A 22252-nucleotide genomic window follows, 5' to 3' on the forward strand; every position below is an offset into this window, starting at 1 on the left:
TGAGCTTGATAATGGATTTATTCCAGGCAATGACGGTTTACGTCAGAGTGGTAGAAGCCGGCAGCATGACGGCCGCCGCCCAGCAGTGCGAAATGTCCACCACCATGGTCGGTAATCACCTTCGCGCGCTGGAGCAACGTCTGGGTGTGCGTTTGTTGAACCGGACGACACGGCGTCAGCGGTTGACGGAATTCGGCTCCGCTTATTACCAGCGTTGTCTGGAGGTGCTGGGCCTGGTGGCCGATTCCGAGCGCCTGGCCGAACAAAGTCAGGACACACCGAGTGGGACCTTGCGCATCACGGCCCCGCTGACCTTCGGCACTGAAAAGCTTGCGCCGGCACTCAGCGAGTTCACCCTGCGTTACCCGCAAGTCAAACTGGACGTGGTGCTCACCAACGGGCGCCCCGACCTTCTCGAGAACGGCCTCGACGTGGCGTTTCGCCTGGGCGCTATTGAACCGTCCAACCTGATCGCCCGCCCGCTCATCGACTACACACTGACCATGTGCGCTTCGAAGGCCTATCTGGCACGCCGGGGCACACCGGAAAAACCCGACGACCTGCAACACCACGACTGCTTGTCCTTTGCCTATCCGGTCGGCGATGACTGGCAATCCGTGGAAAAACAATGGCGCCTGAGCGGGCCGGAAGGCGAAGTCATGGTGGCCGTGAGGGGCCCGATGCTGATCAACAGCTCGGCCGGCCTACATCAGGCCGCTCGAACCGGGATGGGCATCGTGATGTTGCCCGATGCGTTGGTCGAGCAGGATTTGCTCAACGGAAACCTGGTGGCGTTGATGCAGGACTATCGACTGCCGAGTCGGCCGATGCACTTGGTATACGCTCAGGATCGTTACCGCTTGCCGAAATTGCGTCGCTTCGTCGACTTCGCCATGCAGATGTGGGCCAAACACTAGCCGGGGCAATACACCATGCACTAATCTCCCCAACTGACGGGTCACTTTGATATCAGTGCGGCAGGGAGAGCGGTGATGGGTGAGGCATCAAATATCGAGCCGTTGAAATTCAATGTGTCGGATCTGAACGAAGACATGCTGCACACCATTCTGGAACTGGTCAGTGACGGCATTTGGGACTGGAACGCCAACACCGGGTTCGTCTACCGCAATCCCGGGTGGTACGTGATGCTCGGTTATGCGCCTCACTCCCTGGACAACACCGTATTTACTTGGGAAAACGTGATGCACCCCGACGATTACCCGCGGGTGATGGCGTTGTTTGATGCGTACCTGAATCAACACGCGCCGGGCTATCAAGCCGAGTACCGCTGCCGCAAGCAGGATGGCAGTTACACCTGGATCGAAGATCGCGGCTACGTGCTGGCACGCAATGCTGACGGATCGGTGGCACGGATGGTCGGCGCGCACCGCAGCATCGATGACAAGAAGCGTCTCTTCGAGGAGATGGAACGGCGCAATCAATCCCTTGAAGCCATCGTCGAAGAACGCACCCGGGAGTTGTCGCGGGTCAATCAGCAGCTGCAAATTCAACTGGAAGAAAATCGCAAACTGGCAGAAACCGATGCGCTGACATCGATCGCCAATCGCTATCGCCTGGAAAAAACCCTGCCCCAGGAATGCGAGCGTGCCCAGCGCTTTCGGCAGCCGCTGTCACTGATTGCCATGGACATCGATGACTTCAAGAACATCAACGATTACTACGGCCATGCGCTGGGAGATGCGGCGTTGGTGCAGGTCGTCGAGAGCGTGAAGCGTTGCGTGCGCGAAGGCGATCTGCTGGCGCGCTGGGGCGGCGACGAGTTCATCCTCATCCTGCCCAATACCTCGCTGGCTGACGCCAGATCCTTCGCCGAAAAAATCCGCCAGGGCCTCGCAAGCCTGCCGCCTGTGGGCGAGTTTCAGGTGACCATGAGTTTGGGCGTGGTCGAGCGCTTTGAAGAAGAGCAACAGACCGGCCTTCTGGCCAGGGCCGATCAGGCGCTGTATAGGTCGAAGATCGCGGGTAAGAATGTGGTTTTCGGATGAGCACCGTCCTGCATGTCCGTGATGTACTGCCCTCGGAAGTGGAATCCGTGCGGCTTTTTCTTGAGCAGAACGGCTGGGCTCACCGCCTGGAATCAATCGACCATTTTGCGCAGTTGATCGCCAACTCCCAACGCACTGCGCTTGCCGTGAAGGACGCCCACATCGTTGGTTTCGCCCGTGGCATCACCGACGGCCTGTCCAACGGTTATCTGTCGATGGTTGTCGTGTCCGGGCAGCATCGACGTGAAGGCGTTGGTCGGGCACTGGTTGAGCATGTCATGGGTGAGAACACCGACATCACCTGGCTTCTGCGCGCGGGCCGTGAAGGCGCTGCGGAATTCTTTTCGCGCCTGGGCTTTGAACCGTCGAGCATCGCGATGGAGCGCCCGCGCAGGCGATAGCCAAAACGCCCTTCACATACCCGCCTTCACCAGCACCGGTTTATCCTGATACCGATCCGGATACAGCTGCTTCAGTCGCGCCACTTTCGGCAGGTCGTTGATGACGATGTATGGATACGTCGGGTGTTCGGTCAGAAAGTCCTGATGTTCCTCTTCCGCCGGGTAGAAACCGTTGTAGGTTTCCAGCTTGGTCACAATGGGTTTGTTGAACGAACGGGCGGCGTCGAGCTGGGCAATGTAGGCCTGGGCGACGCGCTGCTGTTCAGTGTTCGCCGGGAAAATCGCCGACCGATACTGCGTGCCGCTGTCGGGGCCCTGGCGGTTCAACTCGGTGGGGTTGTGCGCCACTGAGAAATAGATCTGCAGCAACGTGCCGTAACTGACCTGCGACGGATCGAAGGTGACCTCGACCGATTCCGCATGACCGGTATCGCCGTCGCTGACACGCTCATACCGAGCGGTGTTGGCTTCACCACCAGCGTAACCGGAGACGGCTTTTTTCACGCCTTTGACGTGCTGGAACACCCCTTGGACGCCCCAGAAACAACCGCCGGCGAAGACCGCGGTTTCGCTGTGGGCCTGGGTGGTTTCATCCAGGGCAGGCGGCGGGATGATGACCGCCTCTTCAGCAGCGCCGAAAGAAAACGCCGAGCATTGGCCGATGACGCCTGCAGCCGCCAAACCCAACAAGGTGCGGCGCCAGGTAACCGGGATTTTCATGAGTCTGACTCCTGAACAGATGATAGGGCGATCAACCGAACGTAAAGGCATACGCCGACACACCCGGATCTAGAAACTCGATGCTGAAGGTGCGGTCTGTCACTCCGCCGCTCTGGCGCACCAATTGATACAACCGTTGCTCGGTAACGCTGCCGCTGCCATCGGGGGCGACGTCGGTACCGTGGGCATCGCCGGGGGCTTTTCCGTCGATCAGCACCTTGAAGCGCACCGGTTTACCGTCTGCGCCGGGGCCCAGTACCAGATGCAGATCCCGAGCGTGGAAGCGGTAGACGATGCGACTGGCCGGCGCGCTTGAGGTCGCGCGTTCCGAGCCGACGTTCCATTGACCGTCCAGCCCCCAATCATTGAGTGCCAATTGCGCCGGCGTGCTGTACGCCGAGACCTTGTCTGGCACCAGACCTGTTTCAGGCACGAAGTGCTCTGCACGCTGGTAGCCGACATAGGTTTCCGGCGACTGGACTTCATTCATGTCCGGGGCCAGTTGAACCCCGGTGGCGTCGGCATTGATCAACCCGTCGGCGACCTTTGTAGCGCCCGCTTCACGCAGCAGCTGCTGGATGACGCGCTCCGATTCGGCGTACTCGCCTTCACCGAAGTGGTGATAACGAATGCGCCCCTGCGCGTCGGCAAAATAGTGAGCCGGCCAGTACTCATTGTTGAAGGCACGCCAGATCTTGTAGTCGTTGTCGATCGCCACCGGGTAGGTGATGCCCAGGTCTTTCATGGCTTTGGTGACATTGCCCACATCCCGCTCGAACGCGAATTCCGGCGCATGAACACCGATCACCACCAGACCCTGATCGCGGTACTTCTCGGCCCAGGCTTTGACATACGGCAAGGTGCGCAGGCAGTTGATGCAGGAGTAAGTCCAGAAATCCACCAGCACGACTTTGCCCTTCAGTGCCTGTGCGGTCAGTGGAGGCGAATTGAGCCACTGCACGGCGCCATCCAGCGGCGGCAGGTTGCCTTCAATCGGCAATGCCCCCGGCGCCTTCGCCGCCATTTTCATCGCCCCGGCAGCGGCCATCATCGCCCCGCTGTTGTTCGGTGACTTATCCGCCAACCGTCCCACCAACGCCTGCTCGATGCCGCCGGTGGACGCTGTCGAAACCCGCGCCAGAATCCCGGTATCCAGCCCGAGGGCAATCGCCGCCACACCGGCCAGCATCGCTGCGCCCAAACCTCGGCGTACCCATTCACCCGCGTCGATCGAGCGTTTCATTGCGGCGAATACTTTACCGCCCAGCAACAACGCCACTGCGAGGGACGTGGCGGCACCCACGGCGTAAGCCAGCAACAGCAACGTGGTGGCGAGGCTTGCCCCTTGCAGCGCCGCCCCGGTCAGCAACAGGCCGAGAATCGGCCCGGCACACGGTGCCCAGAGCAAGCCCGTGGCGACGCCGATCAGGAACGAAGCGCCGGGACGCGGACGAGCATCGGCGCCCGCGGCTTCCGACAGTCGGCTGCCGGCCGCCACCAGTGGGCGTGTCAGGCGCTCGGCCAACCGAGGCAGCAGCAGCGTCAGCCCGAACAGTGCCACAAACAGCAACGCGAGCCAGCGACCGTACTGATTGACTTGCACCACCCAGCCGCCGCCCACCGCCGCCAACGAGGCGACGAGCGCGAAGGTCAGCGCCATCCCCGCCAACAGTGGCAAGCCACTTTTCATAAACGGCTGCCCGGTGCGAGCGAAGACAAAGGGCAATACCGGCAGAATGCACGGGCTGACAATCGTCAGCACACCACCGAGATAAGCGAGAACCAGAAGCCACATAGCATCGACCTGCATTAAATGAGTGAAAGGAAGTGCCCATGGGTCACGCCGCCTGGGGCTCGAAGGTCATCGCCAGCCCGTTCATGCAGTAACGCAATCCGGTGGGTTTGGGCCCGTCATCAAAGACATGGCCCAGATGGCCACCGCAACGTCGGCAGTGGACTTCTTCGCGCAGCACGCCGAAGGAACGGTCCTGACGGGTCGCCACCGCCTTGTCCAGCGGCGCCCAGAAACTGGGCCAACCGGTGCGGCTATCGAACTTGGTGTCGGAAGAGAACAGCGGCAAGTTACAACCGGCACAGGCAAAAACACCCTCGCGATGCTCGTTGTTCAACGGGCTGCTGTAGGCCCGCTCGGTGCCCTCTTCCCGCAGGATTTCATACTGCTCGGCGCTGAGCATGGCGCGCCATTCGCTGTCGCTGTGCATCACCTCGAACACCTCCGACGCATTGGCGTCGCTGACCAGCGCAGTACGGGCGGCAAATTTTGGCAACACACCGATCACCAGGGCTGCAGCGCCCAGCCCGCCGCTCGCTACAAGAAACTGTCGCCGTGAAAACATGGCCATCTCCAAAATTCCAGGTGCCTGATAAGGAACACAGCCTAGGCTTGGGTTGATCGCCAAATCCTCACGGACAGTTAAACAATTCGTGATAACTCGCCCCGGGGAAAACCCGCACAATGTGCCCATTGCGCTACAAAGGATTGAGCTTTATGGAACAGAACAAACGTGTCCTGGTAGTCGAGGACGACCTGCACATCGCCGACCTTATCTGCCTTCATCTACGCGATGAGCAGTTCGAAGTGGTGCACTGCGCCGACGGTGATGAAGGCATGCGACTGCTGCAGCAAGGAAGCTGGGACGCACTGATCCTCGACCTGATGTTGCCCGGCGTCGACGGCCTGGAAATCTGCCGTCGGGCGCGGGCCATGGCCCGCTACACACCGATCATCATCACCAGCGCCCGCTCCAGCGAAATGCACCGGATCCTGGGGCTGGAACTCGGGGCCGACGATTACCTGGCCAAGCCTTTTTCCATGCTTGAACTGGTCGCCCGGGTCAAAGCCCTGCTGCGACGCGTCGACGCCATGGCCCGCAACCTGAAAATGGACGCCGGCAGCCTGATCACGAACGGCCTCTCCATCGACCCGATCACCCGCGACGTTTCTCTCGATGGTCGTCGCCTTGACCTCACGCCGCGGGAATTCGACCTGCTGTATTTCTTCGTCCGCCAGCCTGGCAAGGTGTTCTCGCGGATGGACCTGCTCAACGCGGTCTGGGGCTACAGCCACGAAGGCTACGAACACACGGTAAACACCCACATCAATCGTCTGCGGGCCAAGATCGAAGCCGATCCGGCACAACCCGCGCGCATCCTGACGGTGTGGGGTCGTGGCTATAAATTCGCAGCCAAGGAGGAGCAGCCATGAGGCTGACCCTGACACAGCGCCTGTCCCTGGTGTTCGCCGTTCTGTTGCTGGTGTGCTGTGGCACCTCGGCCTGGATGCAAGTGCGCTCCAACAAAATGCACGAACTGGAGGTGGTTCAAGGGCTGTCACGTGATCTCGCCCAGCACATCGCCCGCGACACGGTGCTTATGGACACCAACGGCCTGATGCCCAATGCCGTGCGCGAATTGTTCAGCAAACTCATGCTGGTCAATCCCAGTGTCGAGGTCTATCTGCTTAATAACGAGGGGCACATCGTCGGCAGCGCCGCCCCCGAAGGCCGGATGCATCGGGAGCGGGTCGATCTGGCACCGATCCAGCGTTTGCTCAAGGGCGAGGCGCTGCCGATTCTCGGCGACGACCCGCGCAGCGTCGACGGACGCAAGGTGTTCAGCGCCGCGCCGTTGCAGGTCAACGGCAAGCCTGAAGGTTACCTCTATGTGGTATTGCTCAGTGAAGAACACGACCGCTTCGCCGCACGCGGTGCCACCAGCGCCGCGCTCAATACGGCGCTGCTGTCCATCGGTCTGGTGGCGTTGTTGTGCCTGATCGCCGGCCTTGCCGCATTTGCCTTGATCACCCGACCGTTGCGTCGACTGACCGATCGAGTCAGCCAGTTCGACATCGACGGCGTCCCCTCCACCCCGCCCGCCTCGGACCCGGTAGAAAAAACGTCCAGTCCTGATGAAATAGCCGTACTCGACGCCGCTTTCCGCCAGATGCAAACCCGCCTCGGCGAACAATGGCGCTCGCTGACTCGCCAGGATCAGGAACGCCGCGAATTGGTGGCGAATATCTCCCACGACCTGCGCACACCGCTGGCCTCGCTGCACGGTTATCTGGAAACCCTGTCGCTCAAAGACACCACGCTGTCCCCCGCCGACCGCCGTCGCTATTTGGGCATCGCCCTGGATCAAAGCCGCAAGGTTGGTGGCCTGGCCCAATCGCTGCTCGAATTGGTGCGGCTGGAGCACGGTTTTGTGCAACCGGTGCTGGAGCGTTTCTCCCTGACCGATCTGGTGCAGGACATCTTCCAGAAATTCGAACTCACCGCCGAAGCGCGACAGATTGAACTCAAGGCCACCTTCGCGCCCAACGTCTCGGCCGCCTGCGCCGACCTGGGGCTGATCGAGCGCGTGCTGACCAACCTGTTCGACAACGCCTTGCGCGATACCCCGCAGGGTGGAGAAATCGAACTGAGCCTGCGCCCTCAAGGGCCTTTTATCGAAGTCACCGTCAGCGACACCGGCCCCGGCATCGCTCCCGAATTGCGCGAAGGTTTGTTTCTGCGCCCGTTCAACATCGGCGGTGCCCGGCGCGATGGCGGACTGGGGCTGCGCATCGTGCATCGGATCCTGCAATTGCACGGTCGCGAGATTCAGTTGATCGACGTTCCGGGGCGGGGGGCGACGTTCCGTTTCTCCTTGCCGGTGGATGAGCAAACGGCGGAAAAATGGGCTGTTCGCTCGATGAACCTGAATTCGATGGGGAAATCGCCCGGTTTCAGCGGTCACAGCTAAATAATGACCAACCGCCTGTTCATCCGTGACAACTCAAGTCAGGTCCAATAGATTAGGCGGCCTGAAAAGGCCCTGTGCTTTCTCGCCTAAACCCAAGTTAAAAGAAGTAGTGAAATTTCAATGTCCGATTCCAATACCGCTGAATCCGTAGTCACCTTGTCGTCCAAAGCGGAATACGAAAACTCCATCAATCTTTCACAGCATGTGCCACAGGCCAAGACCATCAGCGAGATGGTCCTGGACGCTTTTCAATCCACCCGGGAAAGCGACCAGATCCGCGAGTTGCGCGCTGCGATTCGCCAGGCGCATGACAGCTTCGACGACGATAAAGCCTATGAACTGATGGGCGAACTCAAACAACTGAAAGACGCTGAAGCGTCTGACATTGCCGCGCTGGAAGACCTGAGCAGCAAGTTTCCGATCAGCCGTATTCTTTCCAGTTTCAAGGACGACCCGGCTTTTCAGGAAATCGTCTATGGTCTGGCATTAAAGGTGCTGAACCAGACTCACCAGGCCATCAGCAACCCAAGCACCGGCAAGAGCAAAGTCGCTCGCGCCAAGAAAGACCTCGAAGTATTCACCATCATCAAGGATGGCGAGAGCGTCACGCTGCCGCTACGCACGCCACGTGCGAGCCTGAACGTTGATCGCAAAGCGCTGGAGTTCCTCGGTTTCACTTTCGTCGGCGAAGGTGATGACGCGGCCATTGAAAACGAAACGTTCCTGGACAATACCGGGGCCGAACAAGCGGTCAACCGCAAGAACATCATCACCGCACTTCAGCAGCAAACCGCGTTCGAAGGCTACAGCATCGCAGCGCAGTAACTCGATTCACCAGAAAGCCCCGCTTCCGGGGCGTAATGCCGTTTACTTGAGCGCGAGCCTGCATTTGTGGCGAGGGAGCTTGCTCCCGCTGGGCTGCGCAGCAGTCCCTTTTTTGGGGTCGCTTCGCGACCCAGCGGGAGCAAGCTCCCTCGCCACAGATATGGTGTTGCGTTTGAGTGAACAGCATCGAGCCCCTGAAGCGGGGCTTTTTATTGCCCGAAAGAATCACCGCGCAGACGGATGCAGGGCCGCGATCATGTCCACTTCTATCGGCGCGTTTTTTGGCAACTGGTAAACACCGACGGTCGTTCGGGTGTGTTTACCAGCCTCCCCCAACACATGCGTGAAGACGTCTGACGCGCCGTTGGCAACTTCACTGAGGTCCACAAAATCGAACGTGGATTTCACATAGACCGTGATGCGCAGCAATGCCTTGAGGTTATCCAGCGAACCGATGGCCTCACGGATCAGGGCAAGCCCGCGTATCGCGCTGATACCGGCAGCCTCTTGGGCATCGGCCAGGTTGAGTTCCAGCCCCACCCGACCGGGGTATTGGATTTTGCCGTTCATTCGCGGCACCAGCCCACTGACATAAAGTTCGTCATCGTGCCGAATCAGCGGCGCGTAATGCCCGCCGGCAGAGTTCTCGTCGTAGATATCAAAGCCGAGTTCTCTCGCCATCGCGAGGAAGCGCTCGTCGCGACTCATTTGATTACCCATTAACCGAACCCTCTTAATCAATCATGCACACGCGTAAACGATGGTAGAGACAGATGCGTGTCTTGATCAGGGCAACTTCGTATAAGATCCAACAAACTTTACTGCCAGGGAGACCAGTAAAATGCAGCGCGCCGTCATCGCCGCCATCGAGTTCCAGCCCGGAGTGCCGCTGGTGCAGCAAATCGTCGATCAGCTGACCGTCGCCATCAACCAGGGTGGCCTGCCTAACGGGGCCAAGTTGCCGCCGATTCGCGAACTGTCCGAGTTGATGAACGTCGGTAAGTCCACGGTGGTCGACGCCCTCGACCGCTTGCGGGCCAAGGGACTGGTGGTTTCGCGCCAGGGTTCGGGGCATTACATTCACCGCCCTGGCATCCAGCCCCAACCTGCCGCTGGCCCGGATCTACAACCCCAAGACACACTCAGCCGGGTCCGCCGCGCCTTGCTGCTGGACAACGGCGCGCTGCGCCCCGGCTGCGGATTTCTGCCCGCCTCGTGGCTGCCTGCCGATGAATTGCTCAAAGCCGTGCGCACCACCCTTCGCGCGACCGCGCTGCGCATGGGCGAATACGGTGAGGTCGGCGGCTACCTCCCGTTGCGCGAGGCGTTGCGGGTTAAGCTGTCGACCGTTGGCATCGAGGTGCCGGTGGCGCAGATCATCACCACCGCCAACACCGTGCAGGCCATCGACCTGCTGATGCGCCTGTTGATAAAACCCGGCGACACCGTACTGCTCGACGACCCGTGTTACTTCAACATGCACACCAATCTGGCACTGCACGGCGCCAAGGTCATCACCATCGCCCGGGATTGCGACGGGCTGGATCTGGAAGCGTTCGAGCAATTGCTGATCGCCCATCGCCCCGTGCTGTACATGACCAACAGCACGCTGCACAACCCGACCGGGCACTCGTTCTCCGCCGCCCAGGTGTATCGCTTGCTGGAGCTGAGTCACCGTTACGGCGTCCACATCCTCGAAGATGATTTGTATGGCGACATCCAGCAAAGACGCACCCCGCGCCTGGCCGCCAGCGGTCTGGACAATGTCAGTTACGTGTCCGGCTTCTCCAAGACCCTGACCGCCAACAGCAGGGTCAGCTTTGCCGTGTTATCGCCGCAACTGGCCGCACGAATCATCACCTTGAAAATGGCCTGCGGTGGCGTCACCTCGGAACTGGCGGAGCAGATCACCTGCACCCTGCTCAGTAACGGCAGCTACGCCAAACACACCCGGCGCACGGTTGATCGCCTGTATGAATCGAGCAGTCGCGTGACGAGATGGCTGGTCGAGGCTGGATGCTCGGTGTCATCGATACCGGGCGAAGGGCTGTTTATCTGGACACGATTGCCCGAAGGCCTGCATGCCGAAACGCTGGCTAGCAAAGGCCTCGAAAACAATCTGGTGCTGGCGCCGGGCACCTTGCTGAGTAAAGCCGCCGATGCCAGCAGCTTTCTGCGTTTCAACGTCGCGCACAGCGATAGCCTGCAGGTGCGCGAGCGGTTTTTCAGGCTGCTCGAACGCTGAGGTTTCCTGATGCACCGAGGGGCGGCCTTCGCAAGCAAGCCCGCTCCCACAGGGTCCAGCGTCGTGCTCGAAAATGGCGGCAACGCCGATCCTATGTGGGAGCGAGCCTGCTCGCGATTGGGGCAACACGGTCCAACAGAAAGCTGGCCAACAAAAAGCCCCGCCGCTTCTCTCGAAGGGCGGGGCTTTTATTTACAGCATCCGACGCTTAAGGCGCATACGTCAGCAACAACTCGCTTGGCACTTTGAAGTCCAGCGACATCATCACGCTCAACGCGGTAATGGTGAAGATCGAGAACACGAACAGCTTGCGTGCCCAGACCGTGTCATCCACTGCCTTGTAGCCGGTCCAGGCCATGTACAACCAGTACATGCCCATGGCGGCGGCGACGGCGAGGTAGCTCATGCCGGCGTAGCCGCTGAAGGTCAGCATCAAGGTCGCCACGAGGAACGCCAGGATGTAGAGCAGGATGTGCCTCTTGGCCACCTGGATTCCGCGCTTCACGGGCAACACCGGAATCGATGCGGCCCGGTAATCGTTGAAGCGGAAGATCGCGATGGCGTAGGAATGCGGCATCTGCCACAGGCTGAACATCACCAGCAACGTCAGTGCGGCCATGTCAAAGCTGTTGGTCACGGCCACGTAGCCAATCACCGGCGGCATCGCGCCGGACAGACTGCCCACCAGCGTGCCGTGAACCGACTTGCGCTTGAGGTAAAGGCTGTAGAAACCGACGTAGATGACGAAACCGATCACCGCGAACAGCGCGGCCAGTGGATTCGCCACTTTGTACAACAACGCAACGCCGGCCACACCGAGGACGGTCGCGAAGATCAGCGCCAGTTTCAGGGAGATCAAGCCCTGGACCAGTACGCGGTTCTTGGTGCGTTCCATCTTCAGGTCGATGTCGCGGTCGATGCAGTTGTTGAACACGCAACCGGAAGCCACCACCAGGGACGTGCCGATCATTGCAGCCAGGAAGATGGCCAGATCGACATGCCCTTTGGAGGCCAGGAAAAATCCGCCTGCCACTGAAAGCACGTTACCGAAAATGATCCCCGGTTTGGTGATTTGGATAAAGTGCTTCAAGGACATCCGGATTTACCTCACTGCGCCATCATGTTGGTGTGGATGCTGAACATGATCCACAGCGACAGGCCTACCAACAGGACGATGACCAGCGCTGCGAAGACAAACGCGATCACGTTGCTACGCTGGGCGGCGGAGCGGTCCAGGTGGAGGAAGTACACCAGGTGAACGAGCACCTGGATCACTGCAAAGATCAGTACGATCCACAGGGTCATGGCTTTCGGCAGCGACGGGTACATCACTAGGCCGAAAGGAATGACGGTCAGGATCACCGACAGAATGAAACCGATAGCGTAGGACTTGACGCTGCCGTGGCCGGCGTCGTGGCTATCGTGGGAATGAGCGTTAGCCATTTACATAGTCCCCATCAGATAAACAACGGTGAATACGCAGATCCACACCACGTCCAGGAAGTGCCAGAACAGGCTCAGGCAGCTCAGACGAGTCTTGTTGGTCGCCGTCAGGCCGTTTTTCTGCACCTGATACATCATGATCGCCATCCAGATCAGACCGCTGGTCACGTGTAGACCGTGGGTGCCGACCAGGGTGAAGAACCCGGACAGGAAGCCGCTGCGGCTAGGGCCGTAGCCTTCGGAAATCAGTACGTGGAACTCGTTGATTTCCATACCGATGAAGCCGGCGCCTAGCAGGAAAGTCATGCCCAGCCAGCCCAGGACCTGAGTCTTCTTGCCCTTGAACAACGCCAGCATGGCGAAGCCGTAGGTGATCGAGCTGAACAGCAGCAGAGCGGTTTCGCCCAGTACGTATGGCAGCTCGAAGATGTCGTGGCCCGACGGGCCACCCGCTACGTTGTTAACCAGTACCGCGTACACCGCAAAGATCGACGCAAACAAAATGCAGTCGGTCATCAGGTAGAGCCAGAAACCGAAGACGGTCATCTCGCCCGAGTCGTGGTGATGGTCATCGTGCCCATGTCCATCGACATGGGTGTGTCCAGCATTGGTCACTAAGTTCGACATGGTTTAAGCCTGTTCCAACGAGGTTTCAACACGGGTGGCGGAGGCTGGAACTTTTCCGGCCGCTACCAGACGTTTGTGCTGCTCGGCTTCGATGCGCTCGATGACATCCACCGGCACCATGTAGCCCTGATCGTCACGGGCAGCATGGATGGTGAAATACACCACGGTGCCAACCAGACCGACGATGGCCAACCACCAGATGTGCCAGATCATCGCGAAACCGAACACGGTCAACAGAGCCCCCATGACCACACCAGTCGCAGTGTTGTTTGGCATGTGGATCGGTTCGTACTTGGCCGGAGCCTTGTACGCGGTACCGTTTTCCTTGGCTTCAGTGAACGGATCGATGGTTTCTGCTTTTGGCAGCACCGCGAAGTTGTAGAACGGTGGTGGCGACGAGGTCGACCATTCCAGGGTATGGGCATTCCACGGATCACCGTGTTCGCACATGTTTTCCGGCTTGTTGCGATCACGCACGCTCACGTAGAGCTGAATCAGCTGGCAAGCGATACCAACGGCGATCATCACCGCACCGAACATGGCCACGTACAGGTACGGCACCCACTCAGGGTTGGTGGTGGCGTTCAGACGACGGGTCATGCCCATGAAGCCCAGTGCATAGAGCGGCATGAACGCGACGAAGAAGCCCGAGATCCAGAACCAGAACGCTGCCTTGCCCCAACCTTCGTGCAGCTTGAAGCCGAACGCTTTAGGGAAGTAGAACGCGAAGCCTGCGATGTAACCGAATACCGCGCCGCCGATGATCACGTTATGGAAGTGAGCGATCACGAACAGGCTGTTGTGCAGGACGAAGTCCGCACCCGGGATGGCCAGCAGTACGCCGGTCATGCCGCCGATGGCGAAGGTCACCATGAAGCCCAGGGTCCACAGCACCTGGCTGGTGAAACGCAGACGACCTTGGTAAATGGTGAACAGCCAGTTGAATAGCTTCACACCCGTCGGGATCGAAATCAGCATCGTCGCCAGACCGAAGAAGGCGTTGACGCTCGCACCCGAGCCCATGGTGAAGAAGTGGTGCAGCCAGACCATGAAGCCCAGGATCGAGATCGCGCCCGATGCGTAGACCATCGAGTGGTGGCCGAACAGACGCTTGCCGGTGAAGGTCGAGATGACTTCAGAGAAGATCCCGAACGCCGGCAGAATCAGGATGTAAACCTCGGGGTGACCCCAGGCCCAGAACAGGTTGACGTACATCATCGGATTGCCACCAAGTTCATTGGTGAAAATGTGGAAATCCATGTAACGGTCAAGCGTCAGCAGTGCCAGGGTGGCGGTCAGGATCGGGAAAGAAGCGACGATCAGGACGTTGGCCCAGGTGCAGGTCCAGGTGAAGATCGGCATGTCCATCAGCTTCATGCCCGGGGTACGCATCTTCAGCACGGTGGCCAGGAAGTTGACCCCCGTCAGCGTCGTACCCAACCCGGATAGCTGTAGCGCCCAGATGTAGTAATCCATCCCCACGCCCGGACTGTATTGCAGGCCCGACAGCGGCGGATAGGCAACCCAACCGGTCTTGGCGAATTCGCCGACGCCCAGGGACAGGTTGATCAGCACTACGCCGGATACCAGCAACCAGAAGCTCAGGGAGTTCAGGAACGGATAGGCAACGTCACGCGCGCCGATCTGCAGCGGCACTGCAAGGTTCATCAGGCCGGTGAAGAATGGCATCGCCATGAAGATGATCATGATCACACCGTGAGCGGTGAAGATCTGGTCATAGTGTTCAGGCGGCAGGTAGCCAGGCGAACCCTCGGTGGCCATGGCCAACTGGGTACGCATCATGATGGCGTCGGCAAAACCGCGCAGCAGCATGACCATGGCAACGATGATGTACATCACGCCGATTTTCTTGTGGTCGACCGAGGTCAGCCACTCGGACCACAGGTAGGTCCACTTCTTGAAATAGGTGATTGCAGCGAACAGCGCCAGACCACCGAGCGCGATCATGGCGATGGTTATCATCACGATCGGTTCGTGGAATGGGACCGCTTCCCAACTTAATTTACCAAACATCGTTTACTCCTCTGCCCCGGCAGCTGAATGCGAGTTCATGTCCATTCCTTGCGTAGCGGCCACTTCTTTCTCTTTCTTCTCGTGCTTGACCTTCGGACCCGGTTTCATGCCTTCGTACTTGTCGACGATGATCTGGAACAGGTTCGGAGTGACCGAGGAGTAGAGCTCGACTGGGTTGTTCTGGCTCGGCTTGGAAAGGGCTGCGTATTCAGCTTCTTCAAGCTGTTTAGGTGCCTTTTTGACTTCACTTACCCAGGCGTCGAAATCTTCCTGGGAAGTTGCGATAGCCTTGAATTTCATGCCAGTGAAACCAGCGCCACTGTAGTTGGCGGAGATACCGTCCATTTCAGCGTTCTGGTTGGCGATCAGGTGCAGTTTGGTCTGCATGCCGGCCATTGCGTAGATCTGGCCGCCCAGGGCCGGGATGAAGAACGAGTTCATCACGGAGTCCGAAGTCACCTTGAAGTTGATCGGCGTGTGCGCCGGGAACACGATCTTGTTGACGGTGGCGATGCCTTGCTCCGGATAGATGAACATCCACTTCCAGTCCAGCGCGACCACTTCAATGGTGATCGGCTTGACGTCGGATTCCAGCGGCTTGTAAGGATCCAGCGCGTGGGTCGACTTGTAGGTGATGTAACCCAGGGCAATGATGATCAGTACCGGGATCGTCCACACTGCGATTTCGATCTTGGTGGAGTGCGACCACTTCGGCGTGTAGACGGCGTCCTGGTTCGACGCGCGGTATTTCCAGGCGAACAGGAAGGTCATGACGATGACCGGTACCACGACCAGAAGCATCAGCAGCGTAGCGGTGATGATCAGGTTTCGCTCATCCAGGCCAACCTGGCCCTTGGGATTGAGCAAGGTCATGTTGCAGCCTGACAGCAACAACGTGCCGAGCAGCGGCAATAAGCCTAGTAGTCTGGGGTACCTGTTTTTACTCATCTCACGACCTCTAAAGCAGCTTGCGCAATGCAGTTGGGTTTTGATCGCCAACACTTCACCCTGCCAAGGGTTGGCATTTTTCTTGGATTGAATAAGGGCTGCCCGTCGCGCGTCAGACGCTGTTCGACAAATCCTGGGCTAGCGGTAAGTTCTTATTCGAATTCGTGGTCAAAGGCCTTGTTACAGACCAATTCCATTTGGTGCGGATAGTTGGAAGGCTCCGACACCTGGGAGTCGCACGAAGCGTTCAAGCCCCTCGACGCCCTGTTTTCCTGCTCAAGGTGAGCAGTGCCGGAATTCAGTGCGGGCGATTGTAGATATGTAGCGATTCATAAACCATGTCTCATCCCGAAATAATTTTTATCCATTCCAGCAACAATCATTAACGGATTTTGCAAAAGTGCGGCATCTTATCGAAATTCATTCTCAACAAAAACACCAAAATTTGTAGGTCTACAGGGCGCAGTTCAGACAGCTATCGGGGCTGACGCAGACACTTCGACGGAGCCCTAGACCCTATGAGACAAGGGCTCTGGCGATTCGCCAGCCCCTGTTAAAACTGCCTGCTTGCGCGCAATAGCCTATAAATCGGCAGACGCCTGAATAGACCAATTTCGTTGCCTGGTTATGCACCGATTCTGCCCCGTGAAATGCGTTGCGACAGTCCTGCTGTGACAACATGTCGCACACGTGTCGCACCCTTCACTGCCACACATCACGAACTTTTTGCGCGGGCCCTGAAATGCAAAACGCCCCGGTCCTCTTGATGAGGACCGGGGCGTTTTTTTCACGTTATCCGCGCGAGTGGCGGATGACCTCAGCGCAGTGCTTTGCGGTTACGCGAAGTGAGCAGCGGCACCAGCACCACGATCAGCACGAACGCCACCAGCGCCCACTGCGCCAGCGACAAACCGAGGATCGGCGGGTACGGCGTGGAGCAGAAACCATCGACCTGGAAGCCCAGCGGGAAGATCTTCGCCAGCGGCAGGCCATCGACAATCGGTTGCAGCACATCGATGCCACAGCTGACCGCCGGGTAGAACTGGGTGTAGACGTGATGCCCGGCCACCGCGACGCCTGCGATGGCGCAGATGACCACCAGCGTCTCGAACACCGTGATGCTGCGACGGGTGCTCATGGCCGCGCCAATGAAGGCAAACAGCGCAATCAGCAACAGCGCATAACGTTGCAGGATGCACAGCGGGCACGGCGCCTCGCCCAGCACAATTTGCATGTACAGCGCGCCACCGATCAGCGCCAGGCAGATGATGCCCAGCAACACCAGATAGCGCCGTTCACGTCCCAACCGCATCGTTTCCTCGCTCATCGCGTTTCCCTTTTAAAAATCGATTGCCCGGAAGTCTACACGCAGGCTCCAACCTTTGAGAGCCCGGTGCGCTCCGGTGGTGATCGGGGAATAGACGATAAAGCGGTTAAGAACGGATTAACTTTGGCGGGATTTTTACGAATCTAGACTGAGGTGCGGCCATTCGCGAGCAAGCCCGCTCCCACACTTGACCGCGTCGTACGCAAATCCAATGTGGGAGCGGGCTTGCTCGCGAAGCAGGCGACTCGGTCTCCCAAGTCGCCACTGCTGTTTATTCCAACGCCGAAGCCGGCCCAAAGAACTCGTAACGGCTCTGCTTCTCCGGCACACCCAAAGCTTTGAGGTGGCGCTTGATTGCCGCCATGAACCCTTTCGGCCCCAGGAAGTAAGCATCCAGATCGCGCTGCTCCGGCAGCCATTCGCCCAACTGCTCGCGGCTCAACAACCCGACCTTGTCCGCCGCCGGGCTCACGCCGTCATCTTCGGCGTAGCAATAGAAGCGTTTGAGTTGCGGGTGACGCTCAGCCAAACCATCGATCCAGTCGCGGAAGGCATGAACGCTGCCGTTGCGCGCGCAGTGGATAAAGTGCACTGGCCGCTCGGTCGCCAGCGCCGCTTCCAGCATCGCCAGCGTTGGGGTGATGCCGACGCCGCCGCTGATCAGCACCAACGGCTTGTCGCTGGCGGTCAGGGTGAACTCGCCCGATGGCGGGAACAGTTGAATGCTCGAGCCGACATGCAGTTGATCGTGCAAGTGGTTAGAGGCGCGGCCACCGGTTTCACGCTTGACGCTGATGCGGTACTGGCCCTTGTTGGCCAACGCCGACAACGAGTAATTACGACGGATCTCTTCGCCATCGAGGATCAGTTTCATGCCGATGTACTGGCCCGGTTCCGCCGCCAGAATCGCGCCTTTGTCGGCAGGTTCGAAGTAGAACGACGTGATTTCCGCGCTTTCCTCGACCTTGGCCGTCACGATGAATTCACGCGCCCCGCGCCAGCCGCCGGGTGCCTGTTCTTTTTGATCGTAGATGCTGGTTTCGGCACCGATCAGGATGTCGGCCAACTGACCGTAGGCCGCGCCACAGGCGCTCATCACTTCAGGGGTGGCGATTTCGGCGCCCAGCACTTCGGAGATCGCACGCAGCAGGCAAGCGCCGACAATCGGGTAGTGCTCAGGCAGGATTTGCAGGGCCACGTGTTTGTTGATGATCTTGGCGACGAGGTCGCCCAACTGGTCGAGCTGGTCAATGTGGCGCGCGTACATCAAAACGCCGTTGGCCAGGGCGCGTGGCTGGTCACCGCTGGCCTGGTGGGCCTGGTTGAACAGCGGGCGGACTTCCGGGTATTCGGAGAGCATCATGCGGTAGAAGTGAGTGATCAGCGCTTCGCCACCGCTTTCCAGCAGCGGCACGGTGGATTTGACGATGGCACGGTCTTGGACGCTAAGCATAAAGTGACTCCTGGGGCTTCTTGGATTGCTAACTGATTACCCTATGCTTATCAGTTTCCATGCCAAAAATTTAAACGTTTAAAATCAACAACTTAAAAACAATGTAGTCATATCGACACAGGCTGACTTATAGTCATCCCGACTACACGGAGTCACTATGACTGCAAAATCTTTGCTCACCGCCCTGCTACCGCTGGTCTCCGACCTGTCCCGCGAACTGCCTGAAGGCGAGCGCTATCGACGCCTGCTCGAAGCCATGCGCGCCCTGCTCCCCTGCGATGCCGCCGCCCTGCTGCGCCTTGATGGCGAATGGCTGGTGCCGCTGGCCGTCGACGGGTTGAGCACTGACACCCTTGGCCGCCGCTTCAAAGTCAGCGAGCACCCGCGCTTCGAAGCGTTGCTCAGCAGCCCCGGACCCACGCGATTCGCCGCCGACAGCGACTTGCCTGACCCTTACGACGGCCTGGTCGCCGGCCTCGACGATCATTTGGAAGTCCACGACTGCATGGGCTGTCCGTTGTTTATCGACGAGCGTCCATGGGGCTTGCTGACCCTCGATGCCCTCGACCCGGAACAATTTGAACCCATCGAACTGGACGCCCTGCATGCCTTTGCCAGCCTCGCGGCGGCCACCGTCAACGCCGCCGAGCGCATCGAGCGCCTGGCCAATCGTGCCGAAGACGAACATCAGCGCGCCGAGGTGTACCGCCAGGCCAGCGGCCAACAGACTCGCGAGATGATCGGCCAGAGCAAGGCGCATAAACGCCTGGTGGAGGAGATCAGCCTGGTAGGCGGCAGCGACCTGACCGTGCTGATCACCGGCGAAACCGGGGTTGGCAAAGAATTGGTGGCGCAAGCAATACATGCGGCCTCGCCTCGGGCAGACAAACCGATCATCAGCCTTAACTGCGCCGCCCTGCCGGACACCCTGGTGGAAAGCGAATTGTTCGGCCATGTGCGCGGCGCCTTCACCGGCGCCACCAATGATCGGCGCGGCAAGTTCGAACTGGCCAATGGCGGCACGCTGTTTCTCGATGAAGTCGGCGAACTGTCCCTGACCGTGCAGGCCAAGTTGTTGCGGGTGCTGCAAAGCGGTCAGTTGCAGCGCCTGGGGTCGGATAAAGAACATCAAGTGGACGTGCGCCTGATCGCGGCCACCAACCGCGACCTGGCCGAAGAAGTGCGCAGCGGCCGCTACCGCGCCGACTTCTATCATCGCTTGAGTGTTTACCCGCTGCTGGTGCCGGCCCTGCGCGATCGCGGGCGCGACGTGTTGTTGCTCAGCGGTTATTTCCTGGAACAGAACCGCTCGCGGATGGGCCTTAACAGCCTGCGCCTGAACAGTGACGCGCAGGCGGCATTGCTGGCGTATGGTTGGCCAGGCAATGTGCGGGAACTGGAGCATTTGATTGGTCGCAGCGCGTTGAAGGCGCTGGGTAACTGCAAGGTACGGCCGAAGATTCTCAGTTTGAGTGCGGCGGATCTGGATTTGCCCAATGGCAGTGTTGAGCTCCCGGCCGAGCAGCCGGTCGCCAGTCCCGCCGTATTGGTTGCGGGAGATTTGCGCGAGGCCACCGAAAATTATCAACGACAATTGATCAGCGCTTGCCTGGAACGGCATCACGACAACTGGGCAAGCGCGGCGCGTGAGCTAGGCTTGGATCGGGCGAATCTGGGGCGCATGGCGAAACGGCTGGGGATGAAATAGCGCAATCCATTGTGGCGAGGGAGCTTGCTCCCGCTGGACCGGGCTGGCGCACCAGTGCGAAGCGCTCCAAAATCAGGCGCCGCGTTGTATCAGGCGGTCCGCATTTACAGGTTTTGCGACTGCTTCGCAGCCGAGCGGGAGCAAGCTCCCTCGCCACAGGGATTCACCGTTTGGCCGGCGACGGGGAATTAGCCTAAAGCCTGCCCCCAACAAGTCGATAACCCGGCATCAATAGCTTTTGGCGACTTTTTACTCGCCCATCACCTTTTTCCACAGAAGGTTTTTATGTCCACCACCAAAGCCCGCGCAGACTCACTTTCGCTTCTGCTGTTTACCTTGCGCAGCGGCAAGCTGATGGCAATCAACCTGCTGAAAGTCAGCGAAATCATCCCCTGCCCGCCGCTGACCAAGCTGCCGGAGTCGCACCCCCACGTCAAAGGCATCGCCACCCTGCGCGGCGCCTCGTTGTCGGTGATCGACCTCAGCCGCGCCATCGGCGAGCGGCCGCTGGAAGACCCGAACGGTGGCTGCCTGATCGTCACCGACGTCAGCCGTTCCAAGCAGGGCCTGCACGTTCAGGCTGTGAGCAAAATCGTCCATTGCCTGACCACCGACATCCGTCCGCCCCCCTTTGGCTCCGGTGGCGTGCGTTCGTACATCACCGGCGTGACCTCGGTCGACGGCACCCTGGTGCAAGTGCTCGACATCGAAAAGGTCATCCACGGCATCGCCCCGGCGCAGATCGAAACGGCGCCGACCGAACTGAGCATGGAAGACGCTGAAGTGCTGGGTAACGCGCGGATTCTGGTGGTCGATGACAGCCAGGTCGCGCTGCAGCAATCGGTGCACACCCTGCGTAACCTCGGCCTGCAATGCCACACCGCCCGCAGCGCCAAGGAAGCCATCGACTGCCTGCTGGACCTGCAAGGCACGGCGCAGCAGATCAACCTGATCGTCTCGGACATCGAAATGTCGGAGATGGACGGCTACGCCTTCACCCGCACCCTGCGCGAGACGCCGGACTTCTCGCACCTTTATGTGCTGCTGCACACGTCGCTGGACAGTGCGATGAACAGCGAAAAAGCGCGCCTTGCCGGAGCCAACGCGGTGCTGACCAAGTTCTCCTCGCCTGAGCTGACCCGGTGCCTGATCGAAGCGGCCAAGGCCGTCGCCGAACAAGGTCACTGAGTCATGGCCGAAGGCTTTTGCTTGCTGATGCGGCGCAACCTGGCTGAGGCTGTGCCCGCGATCACTTGGCCTCAAGGAATAGATCTCGTCGCATACCGCCCCGAACTGGCTGAAGCTGTTCATCGTTTGATGGAACTGGGTTATCGGGAAGGTGGCGGGCGTGTGCCAGCACTGGATGTCTGGCAGCAGCGTTTTGAAACCGATCCTGAATACGATCCATCTTTGTGTTTCATTGCGCTGTATGGCGAAAGTATCGTCGGCGTATGCCAGTGCTGGACCAGTGCCTATATCAAGAATCTGGTGGTGCATAAGCGAGCGCAAGGTCTCGGATTGGGTCGCGCCTTGCTACTGCACGCGTTCAACGTGTTTCAGCAACGTCGCGAAGGCTTTGTGGACTTGAAGGTATTGGAAGACAACCTTCGGGCGCAGCGGCTGTATGAAAGTGCCGGGATGTATGTGGTCCGCCGGGAGCCGGTTCCGGCCTGATATCCCGCCTTCGCGGGCAAGCCTCGCTCCTACAGGTCATGCGCGATCCCTGTAGGAGCGAGCGGTGCGGCGATCTG

The 22252-nt window shown here is 59.4% G+C and carries 21 protein-coding genes; 10 read left to right on the forward strand and 11 right to left on the reverse strand.

Features of this window, described 5'->3' with window-relative positions; genetic code table 11:
• The first annotated feature begins 11 nt into the window (after positions 1 to 11).
• The 3 genes from ACA068_RS24050 to ACA068_RS24060 all read left to right on the forward strand — a co-directional run bounded on the left by ACA068_RS24050 (position 12) and on the right by ACA068_RS24060 (position 2407).
• Positions 12 to 917 carry a LysR family transcriptional regulator gene (locus tag ACA068_RS24050; protein WP_497305282.1) on the forward strand — a complete coding sequence of 302 codons (906 nt, stop codon included), beginning with the start codon at positions 12 to 14 and terminating at the stop codon, positions 915 to 917.
• A gap of 75 nt (positions 918 to 992) precedes the next feature.
• Entirely contained in the window at positions 993 to 2006 is a 1014-nt protein-coding gene (locus ACA068_RS24055; RefSeq protein ID WP_497305284.1) for a sensor domain-containing diguanylate cyclase, read from the forward strand.
• Positions 2003 to 2407, forward strand: coding sequence for a GNAT family N-acetyltransferase (locus tag ACA068_RS24060; protein ID WP_497305285.1), 405 nt, complete (start codon positions 2003 to 2005; stop codon positions 2405 to 2407). Before ACA068_RS24055 ends, ACA068_RS24060 begins: the two co-directional genes overlap by 4 nt.
• Positions 2408 to 2419: 12 nt before the next feature.
• On the opposite strand, the gene msrA is transcribed toward ACA068_RS24060, so the two are convergent.
• From msrA to msrB, 3 genes are read right to left on the reverse strand one after another with little or no spacing between them, the layout of a single operon-like run.
• On the reverse strand, positions 2420 to 3127 hold the full coding sequence (msrA, locus tag ACA068_RS24065) for a peptide-methionine (S)-S-oxide reductase MsrA (RefSeq protein ID WP_497305287.1): 708 nt from the start codon (positions 3125 to 3127) through the stop codon (positions 2420 to 2422).
• A gap of 31 nt (positions 3128 to 3158) precedes the next feature.
• Positions 3159 to 4922 carry a cytochrome c biogenesis protein DipZ gene (locus ACA068_RS24070; protein WP_497305289.1) on the reverse strand — a complete coding sequence of 588 codons (1764 nt, stop codon included), beginning with the start codon at positions 4920 to 4922 and terminating at the stop codon, positions 3159 to 3161.
• Between the two features lie 43 nt (positions 4923 to 4965).
• The gene (msrB, locus tag ACA068_RS24075) at positions 4966 to 5484 is read right to left on the reverse strand and encodes a peptide-methionine (R)-S-oxide reductase MsrB (RefSeq protein WP_497305291.1); all 519 of its coding nucleotides are present in this window, start codon (positions 5482 to 5484) and stop codon (positions 4966 to 4968) included.
• Positions 5485 to 5636: 152 nt separating this feature from the next.
• On the opposite strand from msrB, the gene ACA068_RS24080 reads away from it, so the two are divergent.
• The 3 genes from ACA068_RS24080 (at position 5637) to ACA068_RS24090 (ending at position 8716) form a co-directional block, all read left to right on the forward strand.
• Complete coding sequence (locus tag ACA068_RS24080; protein ID WP_497305293.1) at positions 5637 to 6353, forward strand: response regulator transcription factor; 717 nt, start codon at positions 5637 to 5639, stop codon at positions 6351 to 6353.
• Positions 6350 to 7891 (forward strand): sensor histidine kinase, encoded by a 1542-nt coding sequence (locus tag ACA068_RS24085; RefSeq protein WP_497305295.1) that lies wholly within the window; start codon positions 6350 to 6352, stop codon positions 7889 to 7891. The genes ACA068_RS24080 and ACA068_RS24085 overlap by 4 nt, the downstream gene beginning before the upstream one ends.
• Before the next feature lie 120 nt (positions 7892 to 8011).
• Positions 8012 to 8716, forward strand: coding sequence for a hypothetical protein (locus tag ACA068_RS24090; protein WP_497305296.1), 705 nt, complete (start codon positions 8012 to 8014; stop codon positions 8714 to 8716).
• Positions 8717 to 8941: 225 nt separating this feature from the next.
• Here ACA068_RS24090 and ACA068_RS24095 read toward each other — a convergent pair whose 3' ends face one another.
• Positions 8942 to 9436, reverse strand: coding sequence for a RidA family protein (locus tag ACA068_RS24095; protein WP_497305298.1), 495 nt, complete (start codon positions 9434 to 9436; stop codon positions 8942 to 8944).
• 121 nt (positions 9437 to 9557) lie between these two features.
• Between ACA068_RS24095 and ACA068_RS24100 the strand changes: the two genes are divergently transcribed.
• Positions 9558 to 10961, forward strand: a complete 1404-nt coding sequence (locus tag ACA068_RS24100; protein WP_497305300.1) for an aminotransferase-like domain-containing protein — start codon at positions 9558 to 9560, stop codon at positions 10959 to 10961.
• Positions 10962 to 11169: 208 nt separating this feature from the next.
• On the opposite strand, the gene cyoE is transcribed toward ACA068_RS24100, so the two are convergent.
• The 7 genes from cyoE to hmpA all read right to left on the reverse strand — a co-directional run bounded on the left by cyoE (position 11170) and on the right by hmpA (position 18793).
• Complete coding sequence (cyoE, locus tag ACA068_RS24105; RefSeq protein ID WP_497305302.1) at positions 11170 to 12057, reverse strand: heme o synthase; 888 nt, start codon at positions 12055 to 12057, stop codon at positions 11170 to 11172.
• Between the two features lie 11 nt (positions 12058 to 12068).
• Positions 12069 to 12404 carry a cytochrome o ubiquinol oxidase subunit IV gene (cyoD, locus tag ACA068_RS24110; protein WP_497305304.1) on the reverse strand — a complete coding sequence of 112 codons (336 nt, stop codon included), beginning with the start codon at positions 12402 to 12404 and terminating at the stop codon, positions 12069 to 12071.
• Positions 12405 to 13031: a cytochrome o ubiquinol oxidase subunit III gene (locus ACA068_RS24115; protein WP_497305306.1), complete on the reverse strand. Its 627-nt coding sequence runs from the start codon at positions 13029 to 13031 to the stop codon at positions 12405 to 12407. It abuts the gene before it with no gap.
• 3 nt (positions 13032 to 13034) lie between these two features.
• Positions 13035 to 15065, reverse strand: a complete 2031-nt coding sequence (gene cyoB / locus ACA068_RS24120; protein WP_497305307.1) for a cytochrome o ubiquinol oxidase subunit I — start codon at positions 15063 to 15065, stop codon at positions 13035 to 13037.
• A gap of 3 nt (positions 15066 to 15068) precedes the next feature.
• Positions 15069 to 16013, reverse strand: coding sequence for a ubiquinol oxidase subunit II (cyoA, locus tag ACA068_RS24125; RefSeq protein ID WP_497305309.1), 945 nt, complete (start codon positions 16011 to 16013; stop codon positions 15069 to 15071).
• Between the two features lie 817 nt (positions 16014 to 16830).
• Entirely contained in the window at positions 16831 to 17340 is a 510-nt protein-coding gene (locus tag ACA068_RS24130; RefSeq protein ID WP_497305311.1) for a disulfide bond formation protein B, read from the reverse strand.
• Between the two features lie 271 nt (positions 17341 to 17611).
• Positions 17612 to 18793 (reverse strand): NO-inducible flavohemoprotein, encoded by a 1182-nt coding sequence (gene hmpA, locus ACA068_RS24135; RefSeq protein ID WP_497305312.1) that lies wholly within the window; start codon positions 18791 to 18793, stop codon positions 17612 to 17614.
• 157 nt (positions 18794 to 18950) lie between these two features.
• Between hmpA and norR the strand changes: the two genes are divergently transcribed.
• The 3 genes from norR to ACA068_RS24150 all read left to right on the forward strand — a co-directional run bounded on the left by norR (position 18951) and on the right by ACA068_RS24150 (position 22175).
• The gene (norR, locus tag ACA068_RS24140) at positions 18951 to 20501 is read left to right on the forward strand and encodes a nitric oxide reductase transcriptional regulator NorR (RefSeq protein ID WP_497305314.1); all 1551 of its coding nucleotides are present in this window, start codon (positions 18951 to 18953) and stop codon (positions 20499 to 20501) included.
• 285 nt (positions 20502 to 20786) lie between these two features.
• Positions 20787 to 21689 (forward strand): chemotaxis protein CheV, encoded by a 903-nt coding sequence (locus ACA068_RS24145; RefSeq protein ID WP_461955629.1) that lies wholly within the window; start codon positions 20787 to 20789, stop codon positions 21687 to 21689.
• 27 nt (positions 21690 to 21716) lie between these two features.
• The gene (locus ACA068_RS24150; RefSeq protein ID WP_497310657.1) at positions 21717 to 22175 is read left to right on the forward strand and encodes a GNAT family N-acetyltransferase; all 459 of its coding nucleotides are present in this window, start codon (positions 21717 to 21719) and stop codon (positions 22173 to 22175) included.
• Positions 22176 to 22252: the final 77 nt, after the last annotated feature.

This window comes from Pseudomonas sp. LBUM1660 (assembly GCF_059695935.1).